Origin of the sequence: Candidatus Pseudoscillospira sp. SGI.172 (assembly GCF_050313575.1) — a bacterium.
In the GTDB taxonomy this organism is placed as follows: domain Bacteria; phylum Bacillota; class Clostridia; order Oscillospirales; family Oscillospiraceae; genus Vermiculatibacterium.
Genome location: NZ_JBNPLQ010000009.1, coordinates 52,889 through 74,429, shown reverse-complemented (window position 1 = coordinate 74,429; position 21,541 = coordinate 52,889). Strand labels below are relative to the sequence as shown.

Here is a 21,541-nt window from a genome sequence, read left to right as displayed (position 1 = left end):
GAGAACAGGCTTCAGCGGAAGGCTGTGCGGAGGATCACTGCCTGTTCGGACTGCCACTGGCCGGAAAAAGGTCGGTCGTACCAGCTGCCCAGCACGCCGCCGCGGGCCACCACAGCAAAAAAGCGGGTCAGCTCCGCGGCTGTGGAGGCGGCCTCCCCGTGGAGGAGGGAGAGGAGGACCCGGGTGCTCTCGGCATAGACGGGATCCGGGCTGGGGGAGAGAACGGTGCCCCGGACCCGGGAGAGCCGGGTGGAGTGTCCGCCCGCCCAGTTGGCAAAGCGGTGGACGTAGGTTCCGGCGGCCCGGGTCTGGAGGCGGCAGAACCGCCGAAAGACCCGCAGCCCCTTTTGAAACTGGTCGGGGCGCACGCCGGGATAGGCGGCCGCAGTCACCGTTTCATAGAAGGCCCCGGGCAGCTCGGGACAGGGCATGGGAGTTTCGTGGAGCGGATCGATGCCGTCGGCCAGCATCAGCGCCCGCTCCAGCTCGGCCTCCATCCCCGCGTGGGAGAGCCCCCGAGCATGACGCTCCTCAATGTAGTAGTGGCAGCGGCTGTCCAGGGCAAAGTGACAGAGGAATCCGGCGGCGTAGCCTCGGGCGTAGGGGAGGCCGTCCTCGACCGCCTGCCGCAGCCGCTCTGCCACCGGACGCACCGGCTCCTTGTGTATGGACAGTCCTGTGGTCCGGGCAAAATTCCGGGTCATGGGATGGTAACAGAAGAGCGGATCGGGGCCGTAGAGCCCGATGTCAAAGGCGCCGCGCTCCCCCTCCAGCTGGCCTCGTAGGATGGGCGGGAGCTGGGCCAGTACCTCCCGGCCAAAGACCAGATGGGCATAATAATTGGGCATGCAGTCACGTTCCTTTAAGAAAAAAGCAGAATCTGGTTTTCAAAATGAGATGACGCCTGCATTATAACATCGGCTCTCCGAAAAGAAAAGAGGAAAATGCAGGCGCAGGCAAAAACGGGGACTGCCTCAGGCAGTCCCCGTTTTACTTCTTATTCGTCCCAGTCGGCGTAATCGTCATACTCGGCAGAATGGGCACAGCGGGTGCAGCCCAGCTTTCCCCCGATCGCCTGGAATCCGGCGACGATCTTGTCCCAGTAGGCGATGACGCAGCAGGCGGCCGCGGCCGCGGCCAGACAGAAACCTACGATTTTCAGTACGAAGCGGGCAACTTTCATGTCCCCGACGCCTCCTTTTTCAAGTTGGTGGATCTTACACTCTCCTTTAGTGTACACGGTTTGTGGGGAAATTACAATCGTTTCGGAACACTTTTTCCCTTGTAATTTCAGAGAAAATAGAATACAATACTCAGTACAATCGGAAAAAAGCACGCAGGCGCTGGGATACGCCTCAGACGGAAAGGAAGGGTCTTTATGAAGCTGCAGACTGAAAAAGGTGCGATCACCATCAGCAGCGACGTATTCACCAATATCACCGGCGCCGCCGCCACCAACTGCTACGGCGTCAAGGGCATGGCCATTCGCTCCACCACCGACGGACTGGTGCATCTCCTGCGGCGGGAGTCCATGGCCAAGGGCGTGAAGGTCACCTATAACGACGACGCCACCATCTCCCTGGAACTGCACATTATTGTGGACAACGGGGTCAACCTCATGGCGGTGAGCCGCTCCATCATGAGCGAGGTGCGCTACAATGTCAGCCGGGCCACAGGGGTGGACGTGAAGCGCGTGGACGTCTATGTGGACTCCATGGTCGTCGGCTGAAAGGAAGGTACCGAATAGAATGATAACTACCATCGACGGGGCGCTGTTTGCCAAAATGGTCATCCACGGCTCGGCCTGCATCAATGCCCAAAAGCAGCACATCAATGAGCTCAACGTATTCCCGGTGCCCGACGGGGACACCGGCACCAATATGTCCATGACCATCGGCACCGCTGCCGAAGAGCTGGGCAAAAAGCCCTGCGACACCGTGGGGCAGGCCGCGTCGGTCACCGCCAACGCGCTGCTCCGGGGCGCCCGGGGCAACTCCGGCGTCATCCTCTCCCTGCTGTTCCGGGGCTTTGCCAAGGCGGTGAAGGACAAGGAGACCATTGACGGCCGGGATCTGGCCATCGCGCTGGACTTCGGCGTGGCCGCCGCCTACAAGGCGGTCATGAAGCCCGCCGAGGGCACCATCCTCACCGTCTCCCGCATGGCTGCCGCCGCCGCTGCCGCTGCCGCCCGGGAGGACGCCGGGGCCGAGCATGTGCTGGACGAGGCCATCCAGGCCGGCCTGATCGCCCTGGACGACACCATCAATCAGAATCCGGTGCTGAAAAAGGCCGGGGTGGTGGACTCCGGCGGAAAGGGCTTTCTGGTCATCCTCCAGGGGATGATGGACGAGCTGCGGGGCCTGCCTCTCCCGGAGGGGGCCGCCGCCGTGGAGCGGAAGGAAAAAGCTGACTTTGAGGCGTTCTCCACCGAGGAGATCACCTTCGGCTACTGCACCGAGTTCATCTGCGCCCGGGACACCAAAAAGGACCCCGAGGCTCTGCGGGGCTTCCTCTCCGCTCTGGGCGATTCCCTGGTGGTGGTGGATGACGACGACATCATCAAGGTCCACGTCCACACCGACCATCCGGGCAAGGTGCTGGAGGAGGCCCTGACTTACGGCGCGCTCCAGACCGTCAAAGTGGAGAACATGCGCAACCAGCACACCGAGATCCTGGCCGAGGACGCCGGGGTGCGGAAAATCGCCCCGCCGGAGAAGAAGTACGGCGTGGTGGCGGTGGCCGCGGGCGCGGGCCTGGCCGCCGTGTTCCGGGATCTGGGCGTGGACGGGATCATCAGCGGCGGGCAGACCATGAACCCCGCCACCGAGGACATTCTCCGGCAGATCGACGCCACCCCTGCGGAGGTGGTTTTCGTCCTGCCCAACAACAAGAACATCATCATGGCAGCCGAGCAGTGCATCCCCCTGGCCGAGGGCAAGCAGGTGGTGGTCCTGCCCAGCAGGACGGTGCCCCAGGGCATCTCCGCCCTGCTGATGATGGATCCCGAGACCGATGTGGAGACCAACACCCAGGCCATGACCGAGGCCATGGGAGCGGTGTCCACCGCCGAGGTGACCTATGCCGCCCGGGACTCTGAGTTCGGTGGGTTCAGCATCAAGCACGGGGACTATATGGCCCTTCTGAACGGACAGCTCTTCGCCACGGAGCGGAACCTGGACAAAATTCTCCGCCGCCTGGCCCAGGAGGACACCTACCGGCAGGCCGAGTTTATCAACATCTATTATGGGGAGGACGTGAAGGAGCCCGAGGCGGAAAAGACGCTGAAGCTCTTTTCCGGGCTCTGCCCCGGCGCCGAGATCACGCTTCTGTCCGGCGGTCAGCCGGTCTACTACTACATGATCTCCGCGGAATGACAAAGAATTGAAAGGGGGCCGAAAGGCCCCCCTTTCGAATTTCAAGGAGGAGAGACAGAATGGAGATTTTATCCAATGAATTTCCCGTTTTATTGACGCTGCTGTCCCGGAGAATGGGGGAGGGGGCGATGGGCCTGGCCTCCATGCCGCCGGAGGGTATCGTGGAGCGGCTGCTCCAAAATGCCTCCACCCGTGAGGATCTGATGCTGTTTCGGGACCTGCTGCGGTCGGATTCGGATGAACGGGGCTCCGCGGCCGAGGAAGATTTGTTGACCGCCCAGGCAGCAGAGGCGCTGAATGGGATCTCCGCCCCGCTTTTAAAACGGATCGAGCAGGTATTGGAAGGTTATTGAGTGAGGAACCCGGTCTCTCAGGAAAACCGGATTTTTTGTAGGAATAGAAAGAGGCGAAACGTCACTTGCTTGGGATCATCGACGTGGGCGGCGGACTGAGAGGGGCCTTCACCGCCGGAGTTTACGACTATTTTCTGGACCGGAAGGTCCAGCCCTTCGGCTATCTGCTGGGTGTGTCGGCGGGGAGCGCCAACATGGTCACCTATCTGGCGGGGCAGCGGGGGCGGAACCAGAGGTTTTACACGGAGTACGCCTTCCGCCGCCGGTATATGTCGGCGGGCAATTTCCTGCGCGGGGGCTCCTATATCGACCTGGACTACGTCTACACCACGCTCTCCGGCCCCGGCGGGGAGGACCCGGTGGATCTGGAGGCCTTCAACGCAAATCCCGCCCGGTACGAGGCGGTGGTCACCGACGCCGCCACCGGCCAGCCGCTCTACTTTGACAAGGCGGAGCTGGCCCAGGGGGATTTTTCGGTCATCAAGGCGTCCTGCGCCGTCCCCGGGGCCTGCCGGCCCTACCCGGTCCACGGCCGCCCCGGCTTTGACGGCGGCGTGGCTGACCCGGTGCCCTACCGCCGCGCCTTCGAGCAGGGCTGCGACCGGGTGGTGGTGCTGCTGACCCGCCCGGCCGATTTTGTCCGCCCGCCTTTGGAGCACGCCAAAGTGATGGAGCGGAGCCTGCGCCGCTGGCCCAACGCCTACGCCGCCCTCAAGCGCCGGTATATCCGCTATAATCAGGATGTGGCGGCGGTAAAGAAGCTGGAGGAGGAGGGGAAGGCCCTTCTGGTGGCCCCCGCCGACATCTCCGGTATGTCCACCCTCACCCGGGACAAGGCGGCCATTCAGCGGCTCTACCGGATGGGCTACGACCAGGGGGAGAGGATCGAACGGTTTGCCCGCCGGTGAGTGCAATCCCCTCCGGGGCTCTTGACTTTCCCATACATTCCGCATAAAATGGAAACGATTTTTACCGATAAAGGATGGAGAAACGATGGCACAGGATAAGAAACAGGTGGAGCAGATCACCGATATGGAGGTGGACTTCGCCCAGTGGTTCACCGACGTCTGCCGGAAGGCGGAGCTCATCGACTACACCAGCGTCAAGGGCATGTTCATTTACCGCCCCTACGGCTACGCCATTTGGGAGAATATCCAGCACGGCCTGGACGCGGAGTTCAAGCGGACCGGCCATGAAAACGTCTATCTCCCTGTGCTCATTCCCGAGAGCCTGCTCCAGAAGGAGCGGGACCATGTGGAGGGCTTCGCCCCCGAGTGTGCCTGGGTGACCATGGGAGGCGACGACAAGCTGGAGGACCGGCTTTGCGTCCGCCCCACCTCCGAGACCCTGTTCTGCGAGCATTACTCCCACATCATCCACTCCTGGCGGGACCTGCCCAAAAAGTACAATCAGTGGTGCTCCGTGCTCCGCTGGGAAAAGACCTCCCGCCCCTTCCTCCGCCACCGGGAGTTCCTGTGGCAGGAGGGCCACACCATGCACGCCACCGCCGAAGAGGCCCGGGAAGAGACCATGCAGATGCTGAACATCTACGCCGACTTCTGCGAGAACGTGCTGGCCATGCCCGTGGTCAAGGGCCGCAAGACCGACAAGGAGAAGTTCAACGGCGCGGAGGAGACCTATACCGTGGAGTGCATGATGCACGATAAAAAGGCCCTCCAGGCGGGCACCTCCCACTACTTCGGGGACGGCTTTGCCAAGGCCTTCGACATTACCTTCACCGGCAGGGACAACCAGCCCCATTATCCCCATCAGACCTCCTGGGGCGTGTCCACCCGGCTCATCGGCGGCATCATCATGACCCACGGCGACAACAACGGCCTGGTGCTGCCCCCCCGCATCGCCCCCACTCAGGTGATCATCATCCCCGTGGCCCAGCACAAGGAGGGTGTCGTCGAGGCCAACCGGGCCGTGATGGAGCGGCTCCGGAAGGCGGGCTTCCGGGTGAAGATGGACGACTCCGACCAGTCCCCCGGCTGGAAGTTTGCCGAGTACGAAATGAAGGGCGTGCCTCTCCGGCTGGAGCTGGGCCCCAAGGACATGGAGAAGAACCAATGTGTGCTGGTGCGCCGGGATTCCGGCGAGAAGAGCTTTGTCTCTCTGGACGGCATTGAGGAGACGGTGGCCGGACTGCTGGACGCCATCCATGACGGGCTTTACGCCAAGGCCCTCAAGAACCGGGAGGAGAACACCTATCCCGCCTTCTCCCTGGAGGAGGCCAAGGCCATCCAGCAGGAGAAGGGCGGCTTTATCAAGACCATGTGGTGCGGCGATCTGGAGTGCGAGCTCAGGATGAAGGACGAGGCGGGGATGTCCTCCCGCTGCATGCCGCTGGAGCAGGAGCAGCTGGGGGAGGTCTGCCCCATCTGCGGAAAGCCCGCCAAGCACATGATCTACTGGGGCGTGGCGTACTAAAACCGTGTCGTCTGAAGGCCGGAGCGCAGCCTGCGCTCCGGCCTGTGAGAAACTTTTTGTTGCCTTTTTTTTCAGTGGGGTATATAATAGTTCTAACATTTCCGAAGAGTGAGGTCCAGACATGAACCGATCCGCCCTCACAACTGCATCCTTTTTTACCTCCTTTGGCTGGGCTCGATTTATGGGCGCCGGCTATTTTGGCATGGGCAAAAAAGGATGGACGAAATGAGGCTGCCCGCGTGATCCGCGGACAGGAATACCCGTACTCTGGAGGGGGCTCATTGATGTTCATCATCAATGAGCCCCCTTTTTTGCGGAAGAGAAAGGAAGATGAAATATGGTAGTAGTGATGAAGCCGGGCACACAGCAGCGGGAGATCGACAAGCTGGTGGCCCGGTTCCAGCTCCAGGGACTTCAGGTGGGGGTCACCAACGGCATCGGCTGCACCATCCTGGGCCTGGTGGGGGACACCACCGCCGTGGACATGGACAAGATCGCCATCAACGAGCACGTGGAGCGGGTCATGCGGGTGCAGGAACCCTATAAAAAGGCCAACCGCAAGTTCCACCCTGAGGATACCGTGGTGCATGTGGGGAGCGCCAGCATCGGCGGCGGCAGCTTCTCCGTCATTGCCGGGCCCTGCTCTGTGGAGAGCGAGGCGCAGATCGCCGAGGTGGCCCGGGACGTCCAGCGCTCCGGCGCGGCCATGCTCCGGGGCGGCGCGTTCAAGCCCCGCACATCTCCCTACTCCTTTCAGGGCATGGGGCCGGAGGGGCTGGACCTGCTGCTGGCCGCCAAGGCGGAGACCGGTCTGCCCGTGGTTACCGAGCTGATGAGCCCCAAGTACTGCCAGCTCTTCGAGGACAAGGTGGACGTGGTGCAGATCGGCGCACGGAACATGCAGAATTTTGACCTCCTGAAGGAGGTGGGCAAGATGTCCAAGCCCATCCTCCTCAAGCGGGGGCTGGCCAACAGCTACGAGGAGTGGATCATGTCGGCCGAGTACATCATGGCCGAGGGCAATGAGAACGTCATCCTCTGCGAACGGGGCATCCGCACCTTTGAGACCTACACCCGCAATACCCTGGACGTCTCCGCCATCCCCGCCGTGAAGCGGATGAGCCATCTGCCCGTAGTGGTGGATCCCTCCCACTCCGCCGGGATGTACTGGATGGTGGAGCCGCTGGCGCTGGCGGCAGTGGCCGCCGGGGCGGACGGCCTCATCATCGAGGTTCACAACGACCCCGCCAACGCCAAGTGCGACGGCCAGCAGTCCCTGACCCCAGAGCGCTTTGACGGCCTGATGGGCAAGGTCTCCGCACTGGTGGATATGGTGGGGAAGACCCTGATCAAATAAACCGGTTCGCAAAAAGGAGTGTTCCCCATGAAAACCCTCACAGTGGCGCTGGAGCGCCGCTCCTATGAGATCCACATCGGCTCCGGCCTGCTGGCCGGAGCCGGGGCCGCCGTCCGGGCGGTCTGCCCCCGGGCCGGACGGCTTTTTCTGGTGACGGACAGCCATGTCGCCCCCCTCTACGCCCGAAAGCTGGAAGAGAGCCTGACAGGGGCCGGGTTTGAAGTGGCCCGGCACGTCATCCCCGCCGGGGAGAGCTCCAAGTGCGCCGGACAGCTCTCTGAGCTGTGGGAACAGATGATGGACGTTCCACTCACCCGCACCGACGCCGTGATCGCTCTGGGCGGCGGCGTGGTGGGGGATCTGGCCGGCTTCGCCGCCGCCACCGTGCTGCGGGGGGTGGACTTCATCCAGATCCCCACCACCCTGCTGGCCCAGGTGGATTCCTCCGTGGGGGGCAAGGTGGCGGTGGATCTGAAGGCCGGGAAGAATCTGGCTGGGGCCTTCTGGCAGCCGAAGCTGGTGCTCATGGACACCGACACGCTGGCCACCCTGCCCGACCCCACCTTTGCCGACGGCATGGCCGAGGTCATTAAATACGGCTGCATCCGGGATCGGGAATTTTTTGACTTCCTCCGTGCCCGCCCGTCCCGGGCCGAGATCATGGCAGAGATCGAGCCGGTCTTGTACACCTGCTGCGACATCAAACGGCAGGTGGTGGAGTCGGACGAGCGGGACACCGGGGAACGGATGCTCCTGAACTTTGGACACACCCTGGGCCACGCCTATGAGCTGGCGGGACACTACGAAACCTGGACCCACGGCCAGGCGGTGGCCGCAGGAATGGCTGCCGCCTGTCGAGTGGGTGTGACCCTGGGGATCACGCCTCCGGAGGTGCCCGGACAGGTGGAGGAGGCGCTGGCCGCTCTCGGGCTGCCCACCGCCATTCCCTGCGCCCGGGACAACTATGCCGCCGCCGTCGGCCGGGACAAAAAGGGAGAAGGGGAGGACATCTCCCTCATCCTGCTGGCCGAACTGGGGCGGGCCATCCCCCACAAAATGCCCAGGGCCGCGCTGCTGGAGCTTCTGTGAGGCTGAAACCATGGAACAAAGGAGAACGCCCATGACCGTTACCATTACCCCTGCCCGGCTTGCCGGGGCCATTACCCCGCCCCCCTCCAAATCCCAGGCCCACCGGGTGCTCATCGCCGCCGCCCTGGCGGCGGGAGAGAGCACGCTCACCAACGTGGCCCAGTCCCAGGACATGGAGGCGACCCTCCGCTGCCTGACCGAGCTGGGGGCGGAGTACAGAAGGGCGGGGCGGACGCTGCATCTGACCGGGCTGGATGCGGGGGCCATGTCCCCCCTCCGGCGGCTGGCGCTGCCCAGGCTGGACTGCGGCGAGTCGGGCTCCACCCTCCGATTTTTGATCCCGGTGGCCCTTGCGGTACGGGGCGGGGGGATCTTTACCGGGCGGGGGCGGCTGATGGAGCGTCCCCAGAAACCCTTCTTTGATCTCTTCGCGGAAAAGGGGATTTTTTACGGGCAAAAGGAGGGGGTGCTCACGATCCGGGGGCTGCTGTCTCCGGGGGAGTACCGCCTTCCCGGGGACGTGTCCTCCCAGTTTGTCACGGGCCTGCTCTGCGCTCTGCCGCTGCTGGAGGGGGATTCCGCCATCGTGCTGACCACGGAGCTGGAATCCCGGAACTATGTGGACATGACGCTGGAGGCGTTGGCCGCGTTCGGCGTGAAGGCGGCGTGGCGGGACGACCGCACCCTGGACGTGCCCGGCGGGCAGGTCTACCGCGCGGCGGAGGCCGCCGTGGAGGCCGACTGGTCCCAGGCGGGGTTCTGGTATGCCGCCCGGGGGCTGGGCAACCCGGTGGAGGTCACCGGGATGGATCCCCGTTCGACCCAGGGGGACAGACGGATCGTCCCCTATGAAGAGCTGCTGCGGGGAGGCGGGACGGTGGAGCTGGACGTGTCCCAGTGCCCCGACCTGGTGCCCGCCCTGGCGGTTCACGCCGCCCTCCGGGCGGGGGAGATCACCCGCATCGTCAATGCCGGACGGCTCCGCATCAAGGAGAGCGACCGGCTCGCCGCCGTCCGGGAGGAGCTGAACCGCCTGGGGGCGCGGGTGACCGAGGGACCGGACAGCCTGACCGTTGTCGGAGTGGAGACCCTCTCCGGCGGGACTGCGGACAGCCACAACGACCATCGCATCGCCATGATGGCGGCCGTGGCTGCCACCCGGTGCGCCGCGCCTGTGACCCTCACCGGGGCGGAGAGCGTCCGCAAATCCTACCCCGACTTTTGGGAGGACTATGCCCGCCTGGGCGGAAAACTCGCCGGGGTGTGAAAAAACGCCCTGCGCGGAAGGAGAAATGACGGTATGAGATATACGATTTTCGGGGAATCCCACGGCCCCGCCATCGGCGTGGTGCTGGAGGGGGTGCCCTCCTGCCTGAGCCTGGATCTGGACCGGCTGCAAAAGGAGATGGGCCGCCGGGCCCCGGGGAAAAATGAGTTTTCCACTGCCCGGAAGGAGGCCGACGAGGTAAAGATCCTCTCCGGCGTCTTTGAGGGCAAGACCACCGGCGCGCCGCTGGCCATGGTCATCGAAAACGGTGACCAGCACTCCGGGGACTACGAGGCCCTGCGCTATACCCCCCGGCCCAGCCACGGGGACTACGCCGGATTTGTCCGCAGCCGGGGCTGCCTGGACTACCGGGGAGGAGGGCACTTCTCCGGGCGGCTCACCGCGCCGCTGGTGGCGGCGGGGGCGGTGGCCAAGCAGCTGCTGGCCCAGCGGGGCGTCCGGGTGGGGGCCCATATCAGCTCCATTTACGGAGTCAACGACTCTGCCTTCGATGACCCCGCCGAACTCTTCCCGCTGGCGGAAAAGGACTTCCCCGTGCTGGACGAGGAAAAGGGGGAGGAGATGCGCCGGGCCATCCGGGAGGCCAAGGAGGGCCGGGATTCGGTGGGCGGCTCGATTGAGTGCGCCGTCACCGGCCTGCCCGCCGGACTGGGCCAGCCCGACTTTGGCTGCAACGTGGAGGGCATTTTTTCTCAATATCTCTTCGCCGTCCCCGCCGTCAAGGCGGTGGCCTTCGGCGCGGGAGTGGCCTTCGCCTATCTTAAGGGCACCGAGGCCAACGACCCCTTTGAGACGCGGGACGGGCAGATCGCCACAAAGACCAACAACGCCGGGGGAGTCAACGGCGGCATCACCAACGGGATGCCGGTGGTGTTCGAGGTGACCCTGCGGCCCACGCCCTCCATCTCTCTCCCCCAGGAGAGCGTAGACCTGCGCACCGGGGAGGAAGTGGAGATCGAGATCAAGGGCCGCCACGACCCCTGCATCGTGCCGAGGGCGGTGCCGGTGATCGAGGCGGCGGCGGCCCTGGCGGCGTGCGAGGTGCTGGGGATTTGAATTGCCTCTGGGGCAGGATTTGAAAACAAAGGAGCGGATACCCATGTCTCAACTGGATGAGCTGCGCGGGGAGATCGACGAGATCGACGGCCAGCTGGTTCCCCTCTTCCTTCGCCGGATGGCGGTGACCGGGCGAGTGGGAGAGTATAAAAAGGAGCGGGGCATCCCGGTGCTGGACAGCGCCCGGGAGCGGCAGGTCATCGCCGCCAAGACAGCCCTGGCCGACACCCCCGCCGCCAAGGCCGACGTGGCCGCCCTCTACGAGAGCGTCATGGCCATTTCCCGCCGCCAGCAGCGCGCCCTGGTGCGGGAGGGGGCGGAGGACGCGGGCTATGCCCGGTGGCTCAGCGCGCTGGAGCGCCGCCGGGAGCCGGTGGCGAACCCCCGGGTGGTCTATCAGGGCGAGTCGGGGGCATACAGCGAGGAGGCTGCCGCGGGATTTTTCGGAGAGGGCGTGTCCGCCCGGGGCCTGGCCTGGTTCGGAGACGTGTTCCGTGCGCTGGCCGGCGGCGAGGCCGACTACGCCATGCTTCCCATTGAAAATTCCTCCACCGGCTCCATCCGCCAGGTCTATGACCTGCTGGCCCAGTACGACTTCTCCCTGGTGGGGGAGTGGCAGGTCAAGGTGGAGCACTGCCTGGCGGTGCTCCCCGGTGTGGGGCTGGAGGAGATCCGGACCGTTTACTCCCATGAGCAGGGCCTGATGCAGTGCGACCGGTTTTTGGACGCCCACCGTGCCTGGCGGCGGGTGCCCACCCTGGACACCGCCGGGTCGGCCAAGCAGGTGAAGGAGACCGGGGACCGGACGGCGGCGGCCATCTGCTCCCGGCGGGCCGCCCGGCTCTACGGGCTGGACGTTCTGGCCGAGGGGATCAACCACAACTCGGCCAACCACACCCGCTTTGTGGCGGTGTCCCCCGTGCCCGAGCTGCGGGAGGGGAGAGACAAGATCTCCGCCCTCTTTTCGCTGCCCCATCAGGCAGGCTCCCTCCACGAGATCCTGACCATCTTCGCCGTCCACGGCCTCAATCTGCTGAAGATCGAGTCCCGGCCCATCCCGGACCGGGGGTGGGACTACCTGTTCTTCCTGGAGTGCTCCGGCGATCTGCTGGCTCCCGGGATGGACGGGGTGCTCCACGAGCTGAGCCAGCTCTCCGCCGACTTCCGGGTGCTGGGCAATTTCAGGGGGTATCAGGAATGAAAAACATTGTTTTGATCGGGATGATGGGCGCGGGCAAGTCCACCGTGGGCCAGCTTCTGGCCGGGCGGCTGAAAAAGACCCTGGTGGACACCGACAAGCTCATCGAGGCCCGGGAGGGCCTCACCGTGGAGGAGATCTTCGCCACCCAGGGGGAGGACTACTTCCGCTCTCTCGAGGTGGGAGTGGCGCAGGGCCTTTCGCTGCGCAGCGGCCTGATCATCGCCTGCGGCGGCGGCCTGCCCCTGCGGGAGACGGCCATGGCCCCTCTGAAGGAGAGCGGCACGGTGTTCTGGCTGAACCGGGACGCCGGAGAGATCTACGACCATGTGTCCATGGAGGGCCGCCCGCTGGCCAGGGGGGGAAGAGAGGCCTTCCTGGCGAAGGCCGCCCGGCGGGAGGAGACCTACCGCCGGTGGGCCGATGTGACAGTCACCGATTTTACCTCGCCCATTTCCACGGCGGCGAGAGTGCTGGAGGGATTGGAATGAAATTTCTCATCATCAACGGGCCCAACCTGAATCTGCTGGGCAGGCGTGAGCCGGGGATCTACGGGGAGGAGAACTATGAAAGTCTCTGCGCCCGGCTGAAGGCGCGGGCCGAGGCCCGCGGTGCCACGGCGGAGTGCTTCCAGTCCAACCACGAGGGGGCCATCGTGGATGCCATCCAGGCCGCCGACGGGGTCTATGACGCCATCATCATGAATCCGGGGGCCTACACCCATTACAGCGTGGCCATCCTGGATGCGCTCAAGGCGGTGAGCGTTCCCTGCGTGGAGGTGCATATCTCCAACATCCACCAGCGGGAGGAGTTCCGGCACAAGAGTGTCACCGCGCCCGCCTGCGTGGGTCAGATCTGCGGGCTGGGGCTGTACGGCTACGAGGCCGCCATGGATTATTTTCTGGCGCGGGAGGGCTGAAGGCGCTTCCGGCCGGACAAAGAGGGAGGAAAGACATGACCAACCCGAGGGTGCCACGGGTGGGGATGCGGGTCATCAAGACCGCCGTGGCGGTGATGATCTCCTATCTGCTGTTCGTCCCCTTTGGCCTTTTGTATGACGAGGCCCGGGGGGGAGTGCTGGGCTGTATTGGCCCGCTTTACGCCTGCATTGCCTGCATTGTATGTACCCAGAGCAGTCTGGGACAGACGGTGCAGCAGGGGATCTCCCGGTTTATGGGCGTTTTGGTGGGCGGTGCGCTGGGAGCCGCCGCCCTGCTGCTGGGGGAGCGGCTGGATTCCCCCCTGGTCTTGGTGCCCACCCTGGGGGCGGTGTGCGTGGCGGGACTGTGGATCTGTCAGCTGATCCGGCGGCCCGCCGCCTGCGCCATGGCCAGCATTGTCCCCTGCGCCATGCTGGTCACCGGCGTCACCGGCGCATCCCGGGTTGACTATGCCGCCGCCCGGATCATCGAAACGGTGGTGGGAGTGGCCGTGGCCTTTTTGGTCAACGCCGCCCTGCCCGCGCCGATCCAGACGGAAGAGAAGGAGAAGAGAGACATGCGCGTGGAAGTGAAAAATACCACCCGGAAGCTCTGCGTCATCGGGGACCCGGTGCTCCACTCCAAATCGCCGGTGATCCAGAACGCCATGATCGAGGCCCTGGGCCTGGACTATATCTACCTCTGCCAGCCGGTGCCGCGGGGTGAGACCCGGCGCTGGCTGGAATGTGCCGCCTTTGCGGGATATGCCGGGTTCAACGCCACCATGCCCCACAAGGAGGAGCTGTTCCCCCTGATGGACGAGGTGGACGAGGCGGCCCGGCGGTGCGGCGCGGTGAATACCGTCTGCCTTCGAGACGGAAAATATTACGGCTACAACACCGACGGCGGCGGGTTTCTCCGGGCGCTGGCCGAGCTGGGGGTGGATCCCGCGGGGAAGCGGGTGATCCTGCTGGGCGCGGGAGGCGCCGCCAAAGCCGTGGCGCTGGCGCTGGCCGGAGCTGGGGCCGCGGTCACCGTGTGCAACCGGACATTGGAAAAGGCGCAGGCGCTGTGCGCAGCCGACCGGCCCAATTTGACCCCGGAGGGGTTTGATCCGGAGACGCTGCGCAGGGTCGCCGGGGAGAGCGACATGCTGGTCAACTGCACCTGCCTTGGAATGGCGGGGACCGGCAGGGGGTTTGAGGATCTGTCCTTTGTGGACGCCCTGCCCGCCGGGGCCGCGGTGTGCGATGTGATCTACGCTCCGGCGGAGACCGCGCTGCTCCGCCGGGCCAGAGAACTGGGCCATCCCGTCATGAATGGGATGGGGATGCTTCTCCACCAGGCCATTTTGGCATTGGAGCACTTCACCGGAGAGGCGCTGGATGTGGAAAAGGCCAAGGCCGCGGCCCGGAAGGCTTTGGAAGAGAATACCTGAGCGTAAAAAAGGAGAGTGCCGATGCGATACGAGGGAACGATTTACCGTCCGCCCGGAGAGTGGAAGAGCTATCTGCTTCAGGTCACCGTGGGCTGCTCCCACAACGCCTGCACCTTTTGCGGCATGTATAAGGACAAGCGCTATCACGTCCGGCCGCTGTCCGACGTGATGGAGGACATTCAGATGGCCCGGGCCTATTATGGAGACGTGCGGCGGGTGTTTCTCTGCGACGGGGACGCCATCGCCCTGCCCACCGGGGATCTGCTGGCCATTCTGCGGGCGCTGTATGAGACCTTTCCCGCACTGGAAAGGGTCACGACCTACGCCGGGCCGGAGAGCACGCTGGAAAAGACGCCGGAGGAGCTGCGGACGCTCCGGGAGGCGGGGCTGACCCGGGCCTACCTGGGGCTCGAGACCGGAAATGACGCCCTGCTGAAGGCCGTATGCAAGGGGGTGGACGCCGCCGGGATGCTGGAGGCCGGAGTGCGCCTGCGCCAGGCGGGAATGGACCTGTGGGTCATGGTGCTGCTGGGCCTGGCCGGCTCCGGCGGCGGGACGCGCCACATTCTGGACACCGCGGCCATGGTCAATGAGATGCGGCCCCGGCATCTGTCGGCGCTTTCTCTGATCCTCCAGCCCGGGACGGTTCTCTATCGGGACTGGAAGGCCGGGCGCTTCACCCCCGTCACCGCCCGGGAGAGCCTGGAGGAGGTGCGCCTGCTGGTGGAGAAGCTGACAGTGGACCCGCTCCACTTTACCTGCGACCACGCTTCCAACTATCTGCCCCTGAAAGGGACGCTGCCCGACCGGCGGGAGGAATTTTTGACCGCCCTGGACGGGGCCCTGGCGGGCGATGTGGCGCTCCGGCCGGAGTGGAGCCGGGGGGTATAACCGCCGGGGAGGAAGAAAAAGGGGGCTTTTCCGAATATGGAAGAGCCTCCTTTGATATTCCGGAGAAAAAAGTGAGAAAGTGCTTGACTTACGGTACCTTTTGCGATACAATACCCCAGTGCCTGTTTCGGGGCGCATTATGCGATGATGCGGGAGATTGCGGCGCAAGCCGGTAACTTCCGCGGAGTATGTCCGTTGAATCGGGCGGCTGAGAACGTTCTGTACCAGCGTATATCGTCACGCTGAGGCAGAGACCGGCCGGCTTATCCTGCCGGTTTTCTTTCTGTCGTGGAGTGATACGCACGATAAAGTGGACAGAAAAAGTTCTCACCGTACGAAGGGCGGCACCCATCACCACTTCGTATGTTTAAGGAGGAAAAAATCATGGCAGCTCAGAAAGAAATGATCCGCATCCGCCTCAAGGCTTACGATCACCAGCTCATCGACCAGAGCGCGGAAAAGATCGTGGAGACCGCCAAGCGCACCGGCGCCACTGTCTCCGGCCCCATTCCCCTGCCCACCAAGAAGGAAGTCGTCACCATCCTGCGCGCCGTCCACAAGTACAAGGACAGCCGTGAGCAGTTCGAGCGCCGCACTCACAAGCGCCTCATCGACGTCATCAAGCCCTCTCCCAAGACGGTGGAGGCCCTGATGAGCCTGGAGCTCCCCGCCGGTGTGGACATCGAGATCAAGCTGTAAGTTTCCCGGCGTCTGACATTGTTTGTACCGCAGTCCGCCGCGCTTTTGAGGCGGACGGGTCAAGTTGACAGAGCAATGCCGATCCGGCAACTCTCTCAACCAATAACCTTATTAAGGAGGAAAACACATGGAAAAGGCCATCATCGGCAAGAAGGTCGGCATGACGCAGATCTTCGACGAAGCCGGCCGCGTCATCCCGGTCACCGTCATTGAGGCGGGCCCCTGCACCGTGGTGCAGAAGAAGACCGAGGAGAAGGACGGCTACACCGCCGTGCAGCTGGGCTACGAGGACGTGCCCGAGCGCAAGCTCACCAAGCCTGAACTGGGTCACCTGAAGAAGGCAGGCGAGGGCGTGCTCAAAAAGGTCCTCAAGGAGTTCAAACTCAAGGACTGCGACAAGCTCAACGTGGGCGATACCGTGGACTGCTCTGTCTTTGCGGCGGGCGACCGGGTGGATGTCACCGGCGTCAGCAAGGGCCACGGCTACCAGGGCGTCATCAAGCGCTGGGGCGCTCACCGCCTGAAGGAGACCCACGGCAGCGGCCCCGTGCACCGTCACGCCGGCTCCATGGGCTCCAGCACCGATCCTTCCCGGATCTTCAAGGGCAAGATCGGCGCCGGCCACATGGGCGTGGATCAGGTCACTGTGCTGAACCTGGACGTCATCAAGGTGGATACCGAGCTGGGCGTCATCGCCGTTCGGGGCGCCATCCCCGGCCCCAAGGGCGGCATCGTCTACCTGCGCAACAGCGTGATCAACGTCAAGGAGAAGAGCGCTGCGGCCGACATCAGCAAGAACCCGCAGAAGGCTTCCGGCCGTAATCCCCAGAAGGCCTCGGCCCGCAAAGCTTAAGGAGAGGAGAGAAGAGACATGCCTAAGGCTAACGTTTTCAACATGGCCGGCACTCAGGTCGGCGAGATCGACCTGTCCGACGCCATTTTCGGCATTGAGCCCAACGTCAGCGTGATGCACGACGTGGTGAAGAACCACCTGGCCAACTGCCGTCAGGGTACCCAGTCTGCCCTGACCCGCGCGGAGGTCTCCGGCGGTGGCCGGAAACCCTGGCGCCAGAAGGGCACCGGCCGGGCCCGTCAGGGTTCCACCCGGGCTCCCCAGTGGACCCACGGCGGCATCGTGTTCGCCCCCAAGCCCCGCTCTTACCGCTATACCCTGAACAAGAAGGTCCGCCGTCTGGCTCTGAAGTCTGCCCTCTCCGCCAAGGCGGCCCAGGGCAAGGTCATCGTGGTGGAGGATCTCGGCATGGACGAGATCAAGACCAAGACCTTCCAGGGCTTCCTGAACGCGGTGGGCGGCGACAAGGCCGTTGTGGTCACCGCCTGCCCCAACGTGGTCAAGTCCGCCCGGAACATCCCCGGCGTGCTGACCACCCCCGCCAAGCTCATCAACGTTTACGACATCGTCAACGCCAATGAGTTCATCGTGGACAAGGCGGCTCTGGCCGAGATCGAGGAGGTGTTCGCGTAATGGCTACCACTGCTTACGACATCATTAAGCGCCCCATCATCACCGAGCAGTCCATGGGCGAGACCGAAAACAAAAAATACACCTTCGAGGTGGCCAAGAGCGCCAACAAGATCGAGATCGCCAAGGCGATCGAGGAGATCTTCGGCGTAAAGGTTGCCAAGGTCAACACTCTGAACATGATTGGCAAGGAAAAGCGCACCGGACGGTTCCCCGCCGGACGCCGCGCCTCCTGGAAGAAGGCAATGGTCACCCTGACCGCCGATTCCAAGTCCATCGAGTTCTTTGAGGGCATGGTGTAAGGAGGAGAAGGAAAATGGCGATCAAGACTTATAAACCGACGACCCCCTCCCGGCGCCACATGACCGTGTCCGCCTTCGAGGGGATCGACAAGAAGGCCAAGCCCGAGCGCAGCCTTCTGGAGAACCTGAAGAAGAATGCCGGCCGCAACAGCTACGGCCGCATCACCGTCCGCCATCGCGGCGGCGGCAACAAGAAGAAGTACCGCATTGTGGACTTCAAGCGTGACAAGGCCGGCAAGGCCACCGTCATCAATCTGCAGTACGATCCCAACCGCTCCGCCAACATTGCCCTCATCGAGTACGAGGACGGCGAGCGCCGCTATATCCTGGCTCCCGTGGGCCTGAAGGCCGGCCACATCATCATGACCGGCACCGGCGCGGACATCCTGCCCGGCAACGCCATGCCCATCAGCGAGATCCCCGTGGGCACTCTGATCCACAACATTGAGCTCTATCCCGGCAAGGGCGGCCAGCTGGTCCGTTCCGCCGGTGTGGCCGCTCAGCTGATGGCCAAGGAGAACGGCATGGCCCAGGTCCGTCTGCCCTCCGGCGAGATGCGCTATATCCGGCTGGACTGCATCGCCACCATCGGCCAGGTGGGCAACACCGATCACGAGAACATCCAGATCGGCAAGGCCGGCCGGAAACGCCACATGGGCTGGCGGCCCACCGTCCGCGGTTCCGTCATGAACCCCAATGACCACCCCCACGGCGGCGGCGAGGGCAAGAGCCCGGTCGGCCGTCCCGGCCCTGTCACTCCCTGGGGCAAGCCGGCGATGGGTTACAAGACCCGCAAGGGCAAGAACCGGACCGAGAAGTTCATCGTCAAGCACCGTAACGCGAAGTAAGGAGGAGTAAAACATGTCTAGAAGCATCAAGAAAGGCCCGTTTTGCGCTCCCGAGCTTCTGAAGCGGGTCGACAAGCTCAATGAAACGAACGAGAAGAAGGTCATGAAGACCTGGAGCCGCGCCTCCACCATCTTCCCCTCCTTCGTCGGTCACACCTTCGCCGTCCATGACGGCCGCAAGCACGTGCCCGTGTACGTCACTGAGGATATGGTGGGCCACAAGCTGGGCGAGTTCGCCCCCACCCGTACCTTCAAGGGTCACGCCGGCACCAAGACCGGTAAGTAAGGAGGAGAGAGTAGATGGAAGCGAAAGCAGTTCTGAGATACGCCCGTATCTCTCCCCGTAAGGTCGGCATCGTGTGCGACCTGATCCGCGGCAAGAGCGTGGCCCAGGCCACCGCCATTCTCATGACCACGCCCAAGGCCGCTTCTGAGCTTCTGCTGAAGCTGCTGAAGAGTGCCGCCGCCAACGCCGAGAACAACCACCAGATGGATCCCGAGAAGCTGTATGTCTCCGAGACCTTCGCCACCCCCGGCCCCATCATCAAGCGGATGATGCCTCGTGCCCAGGGACGCGGCTACCGGATCAACAAGCGCACTTCTCATATCACCATCGCGGTGGCCGAGCGCTAAGGGAGGAGGAACAATATGGGACAGAAAGTCAATCCCCACGGTCTTCGCGTGGGTGTTATCAAAGATTGGGACTCCCGTTGGTACGCCAAAAACGAGAACGTGGGCGACCTGCTGGTGGAGGATCACAAGATCCGCGGCTACCTGAAGAAGGCCCTGTACTCCGCCGGAGTGCCCAAGATCGAGATCGAGCGAGACAACGCCAAGGTCCGCATCTACCTGCACTGCGCCAAGCCCGGCGTGGTCATCGGCAAGGGCGGCACTGAGATCGAGCGCATCCGCCTTCAGGTGGAGAAGATGATCGGCAAGCCGGTCGCCCTCAACATCGTGGAGGTCAAGAGCGTCGACACCGACGCTCAGCTGGTGGCCGAGAGCATCGCCCAGCAGCTGGAGGCCCGCATCGGCCACCGCCGCGCGATGAAGAACGCCATGGGCCGCGCCATGCGCGGCGGCGCTCTGGGCATCAAGGTCTCCTGCTCCGGCCGTCTGGGCGGACGCGAGATCGCCGGTACCGAGCACTATCATGACGGCACCATTCCCCTGCAGACCCTGCGTGCCGATATCGACTACGGCTTCACCGAGGCTGCCACCACTTACGGCCGCATCGGCGTGAAGGTGTGGATCTACAAGGGCGAGGTCCTGACCCAGACCCTGCGGACCACCCCCCGCACCCTGGACACCAAGAACTTCAAGGAGCGCCCGGATCGTCCCCGTCGGGATCGCCGGGACGGCGACCGCCGCAGCGGCGGCTTCCGCCGCGATGACCGCCGCGGTCCAAACCAGGGCCCCACTTACAACCGCGTGCAGAGCCGGCCGGCCCCCCGCCCCGCCGCTGCGCCCGCTGCCCCTCAGACTCAGGAAGGAGGCCAGAATTAAATGCTGCTGCCCAAGAGAAGCAAATACCGCCGTGTGCACCGTGGCCGCATGACCGGCAAGGCCACCCGCGGCAACACCGTGACTTACGGTGATTGGGGCCTCCAGTCTCTGGAGCCCGCGTGGATCACCTCCAACCAGATCGAGGCCGCCCGTATCGCCATGACCCGCTACACCAAGCGCGGCGGCAAGGTCTGGATCAAGATCTTCCCCGATAAGCCCGTGACCAAGAAGGCGCTGGGCACTCGTATGGGTTCCGGTAAGGGCGCCCCCGAGTACTGGATCGCCGTGGTCAAGCCCGAGCGCGTGATGTTCGAGATCGGCGGCGTGACCGAGGAAGTGGCCAAGGAGGCCCTCCGTCTGGCCAGCCACAAGCTGCCTGTCAAGTGCAAGATCGTGAAGAAGGAAGCTCCTTCTGTGACCGAGAATGGTGGTGAATGAAGATGAAAGCGAATGACGTCCGTAAAATGAGCGCCGCCGAGCTGGAGACGAAGCTGGGCGACCTGAAGAAGGACCTGTTCCAGCTCCGTCTTCAGCACGCGACCAACCAGCTGGACAATCCCGTGAAGATCGCTCAGGTCAAGCGGGACATTGCCCGGGTCAAGACCATCATCCGCGAGCAGCAGCTCGCAGGCCGATAAGAAGGAGGAGTAAAACATGAGCGAAGTGAGAACTTCTTCACGCAAGACCAGAGTCGGCCTGGTGGTTTCCGATAAGATGGACAAGACCGTGGTTGTGGCCATCGCCGACCGTGTGGCCCATCCCCTGTACAAGAAGATCGTCAAGAGAACTTACAAACTCAAGGCCCACGATGAGCAGAACGCCTGCAACGTGGGCGACCGCGTGCGGGTCATGGAGACCCGGCCCCTGTCTAAGGACAAGCGCTGGCGCGTGGTCGAGATCCTCGAGAAAGCCAAATAAGGAGGTGCCAGTATGATTCAGCAGGAAAGCTATCTGAAGGTGGCCGATAATACCGGCGCCAAGGAAATCAAAGCCATTCGTGTCCTGGGCGGCTCCAAGCGGAAGTTCGGCAACATCGGCGACGTCGTTGTGGCCTCTGTCCGTAAGGCTCAGCCCGGCGGCACCGTGAAGAAGGGCGAAGTGGTCAAGGCCGTTATCGTCCGTACCGCCAAGGGTATCCACCGTGCCGACGGCAGCTACGTCCGCTTTGACGAGAACGCCGCCGTCCTCATCAAGGACGACAAGAACCCCAAGGGCACCCGTATCTTTGGGCCCGTGGCCCGTGAGCTCCGGGATAAGGATTACATGAAGATCCTGTCCCTGGCTCCCGAAGTGCTGTAAGGGGGTA

28 protein-coding genes are annotated in these 21,541 nt (G+C 63.8%); 26 read left to right on the top strand and 2 right to left on the bottom strand.

Annotated features, from left to right (window positions below):
- Positions 1-11: 11 nt before the first annotated feature.
- Together ACQRD3_RS05545 and ACQRD3_RS05540 are read right to left on the bottom strand one after the other, a co-directional pair.
- Positions 12-848, bottom strand: coding sequence for a zinc dependent phospholipase C family protein (locus ACQRD3_RS05545; RefSeq protein ID WP_427780290.1), 837 nt, complete (start codon positions 846-848; stop codon positions 12-14).
- Between the two features lie 149 nt (positions 849-997).
- Positions 998-1,183: a hypothetical protein gene (locus ACQRD3_RS05540; RefSeq protein ID WP_080906421.1), complete on the bottom strand. Its 186-nt coding sequence runs from the start codon at positions 1,181-1,183 to the stop codon at positions 998-1,000.
- 195 nt (positions 1,184-1,378) lie between these two features.
- Here ACQRD3_RS05540 and ACQRD3_RS05535 point away from each other — a divergent pair, with 195 nt between their 5' ends.
- From ACQRD3_RS05535 to rplN, 26 genes are all read left to right on the top strand, one after another.
- The gene (locus ACQRD3_RS05535; protein WP_080906420.1) at positions 1,379-1,729 is read left to right on the top strand and encodes an Asp23/Gls24 family envelope stress response protein; all 351 of its coding nucleotides are present in this window, start codon (positions 1,379-1,381) and stop codon (positions 1,727-1,729) included.
- A 19-nt stretch (positions 1,730-1,748) separates the two neighbouring features.
- Positions 1,749-3,374, top strand: coding sequence for a DAK2 domain-containing protein (locus ACQRD3_RS05530; RefSeq protein ID WP_427780287.1), 1,626 nt, complete (start codon positions 1,749-1,751; stop codon positions 3,372-3,374).
- 59 nt (positions 3,375-3,433) lie between these two features.
- Entirely contained in the window at positions 3,434-3,727 is a 294-nt protein-coding gene (locus ACQRD3_RS05525; protein ID WP_080906418.1) for a hypothetical protein, read from the top strand.
- A 65-nt stretch (positions 3,728-3,792) separates the two neighbouring features.
- On the top strand, positions 3,793-4,635 hold the full coding sequence (locus ACQRD3_RS05520) for a patatin-like phospholipase family protein (protein ID WP_427780285.1): 843 nt from the start codon (positions 3,793-3,795) through the stop codon (positions 4,633-4,635).
- Positions 4,636-4,720: 85 nt separating this feature from the next.
- On the top strand, positions 4,721-6,160 hold the full coding sequence (gene proS, locus ACQRD3_RS05515; protein ID WP_080906416.1) for a proline--tRNA ligase: 1,440 nt from the start codon (positions 4,721-4,723) through the stop codon (positions 6,158-6,160).
- A 337-nt stretch (positions 6,161-6,497) separates the two neighbouring features.
- Positions 6,498-7,517 carry a 3-deoxy-7-phosphoheptulonate synthase gene (gene aroF / locus ACQRD3_RS05510; RefSeq protein WP_080906415.1) on the top strand — a complete coding sequence of 340 codons (1,020 nt, stop codon included), beginning with the start codon at positions 6,498-6,500 and terminating at the stop codon, positions 7,515-7,517.
- A gap of 27 nt (positions 7,518-7,544) precedes the next feature.
- Positions 7,545-8,606, top strand: coding sequence for a 3-dehydroquinate synthase (aroB, locus tag ACQRD3_RS05505; RefSeq protein WP_427780282.1), 1,062 nt, complete (start codon positions 7,545-7,547; stop codon positions 8,604-8,606).
- Positions 8,607-8,637: 31 nt separating this feature from the next.
- Entirely contained in the window at positions 8,638-9,873 is a 1,236-nt protein-coding gene (gene aroA, locus ACQRD3_RS05500) for a 3-phosphoshikimate 1-carboxyvinyltransferase (protein ID WP_427780280.1), read from the top strand.
- A gap of 33 nt (positions 9,874-9,906) precedes the next feature.
- Positions 9,907-10,950, top strand: a complete 1,044-nt coding sequence (gene aroC, locus ACQRD3_RS05495) for a chorismate synthase (RefSeq protein WP_427780278.1) — start codon at positions 9,907-9,909, stop codon at positions 10,948-10,950.
- A 43-nt stretch (positions 10,951-10,993) separates the two neighbouring features.
- Complete coding sequence (locus ACQRD3_RS05490; RefSeq protein WP_080906412.1) at positions 10,994-12,151, top strand: bifunctional chorismate mutase/prephenate dehydratase; 1,158 nt, start codon at positions 10,994-10,996, stop codon at positions 12,149-12,151.
- A complete protein-coding gene (locus ACQRD3_RS05485) occupies positions 12,148-12,639 on the top strand; it encodes a shikimate kinase (RefSeq protein ID WP_080906411.1) in 492 nt (163 codons plus the stop codon). The genes ACQRD3_RS05490 and ACQRD3_RS05485 overlap by 4 nt, the downstream gene beginning before the upstream one ends.
- Complete coding sequence (gene aroQ, locus ACQRD3_RS05480) at positions 12,636-13,067, top strand: type II 3-dehydroquinate dehydratase (protein ID WP_427780276.1); 432 nt, start codon at positions 12,636-12,638, stop codon at positions 13,065-13,067. The genes ACQRD3_RS05485 and aroQ overlap by 4 nt, the downstream gene beginning before the upstream one ends.
- 35 nt (positions 13,068-13,102) lie before the next feature.
- Entirely contained in the window at positions 13,103-14,506 is a 1,404-nt protein-coding gene (gene aroE / locus ACQRD3_RS05475; RefSeq protein ID WP_080906409.1) for a shikimate dehydrogenase, read from the top strand.
- 21 nt (positions 14,507-14,527) lie between these two features.
- Positions 14,528-15,397 (top strand): radical SAM protein, encoded by an 870-nt coding sequence (locus ACQRD3_RS05470; protein WP_080906408.1) that lies wholly within the window; start codon positions 14,528-14,530, stop codon positions 15,395-15,397.
- 384 nt (positions 15,398-15,781) lie between these two features.
- Positions 15,782-16,096 carry a 30S ribosomal protein S10 gene (gene rpsJ / locus ACQRD3_RS05465; protein WP_080906407.1) on the top strand — a complete coding sequence of 105 codons (315 nt, stop codon included), beginning with the start codon at positions 15,782-15,784 and terminating at the stop codon, positions 16,094-16,096.
- 127 nt (positions 16,097-16,223) lie between these two features.
- Positions 16,224-16,949, top strand: a complete 726-nt coding sequence (gene rplC / locus ACQRD3_RS05460) for a 50S ribosomal protein L3 (RefSeq protein ID WP_080906406.1) — start codon at positions 16,224-16,226, stop codon at positions 16,947-16,949.
- Positions 16,950-16,967: 18 nt separating this feature from the next.
- Complete coding sequence (gene rplD / locus ACQRD3_RS05455; RefSeq protein WP_080906405.1) at positions 16,968-17,582, top strand: 50S ribosomal protein L4; 615 nt, start codon at positions 16,968-16,970, stop codon at positions 17,580-17,582.
- Positions 17,582-17,881 carry a 50S ribosomal protein L23 gene (gene rplW / locus ACQRD3_RS05450; protein ID WP_080906404.1) on the top strand — a complete coding sequence of 100 codons (300 nt, stop codon included), beginning with the start codon at positions 17,582-17,584 and terminating at the stop codon, positions 17,879-17,881. Before rplD ends, rplW begins: the two co-directional genes overlap by 1 nt.
- Positions 17,882-17,895: 14 nt before the next feature.
- Positions 17,896-18,729 carry a 50S ribosomal protein L2 gene (gene rplB, locus ACQRD3_RS05445; protein WP_080906403.1) on the top strand — a complete coding sequence of 278 codons (834 nt, stop codon included), beginning with the start codon at positions 17,896-17,898 and terminating at the stop codon, positions 18,727-18,729.
- A 13-nt stretch (positions 18,730-18,742) separates the two neighbouring features.
- Complete coding sequence (gene rpsS / locus ACQRD3_RS05440; RefSeq protein ID WP_080906402.1) at positions 18,743-19,015, top strand: 30S ribosomal protein S19; 273 nt, start codon at positions 18,743-18,745, stop codon at positions 19,013-19,015.
- Positions 19,016-19,029: 14 nt separating this feature from the next.
- Positions 19,030-19,362, top strand: coding sequence for a 50S ribosomal protein L22 (rplV, locus tag ACQRD3_RS05435; RefSeq protein WP_080906401.1), 333 nt, complete (start codon positions 19,030-19,032; stop codon positions 19,360-19,362).
- A 15-nt stretch (positions 19,363-19,377) separates the two neighbouring features.
- Positions 19,378-20,235 (top strand): 30S ribosomal protein S3, encoded by an 858-nt coding sequence (gene rpsC / locus ACQRD3_RS05430; protein ID WP_080906400.1) that lies wholly within the window; start codon positions 19,378-19,380, stop codon positions 20,233-20,235.
- Positions 20,236-20,673, top strand: coding sequence for a 50S ribosomal protein L16 (gene rplP, locus ACQRD3_RS05425; protein ID WP_080906399.1), 438 nt, complete (start codon positions 20,236-20,238; stop codon positions 20,671-20,673).
- Positions 20,670-20,873 (top strand): 50S ribosomal protein L29, encoded by a 204-nt coding sequence (rpmC, locus tag ACQRD3_RS05420; RefSeq protein WP_080906398.1) that lies wholly within the window; start codon positions 20,670-20,672, stop codon positions 20,871-20,873. The genes rplP and rpmC overlap by 4 nt, the downstream gene beginning before the upstream one ends.
- Positions 20,874-20,889: 16 nt before the next feature.
- Positions 20,890-21,153, top strand: coding sequence for a 30S ribosomal protein S17 (gene rpsQ / locus ACQRD3_RS05415; RefSeq protein ID WP_080906397.1), 264 nt, complete (start codon positions 20,890-20,892; stop codon positions 21,151-21,153).
- Positions 21,154-21,165: 12 nt separating this feature from the next.
- Positions 21,166-21,534: a 50S ribosomal protein L14 gene (gene rplN, locus ACQRD3_RS05410; RefSeq protein WP_080906396.1), complete on the top strand. Its 369-nt coding sequence runs from the start codon at positions 21,166-21,168 to the stop codon at positions 21,532-21,534.
- Positions 21,535-21,541: the final 7 nt, after the last annotated feature.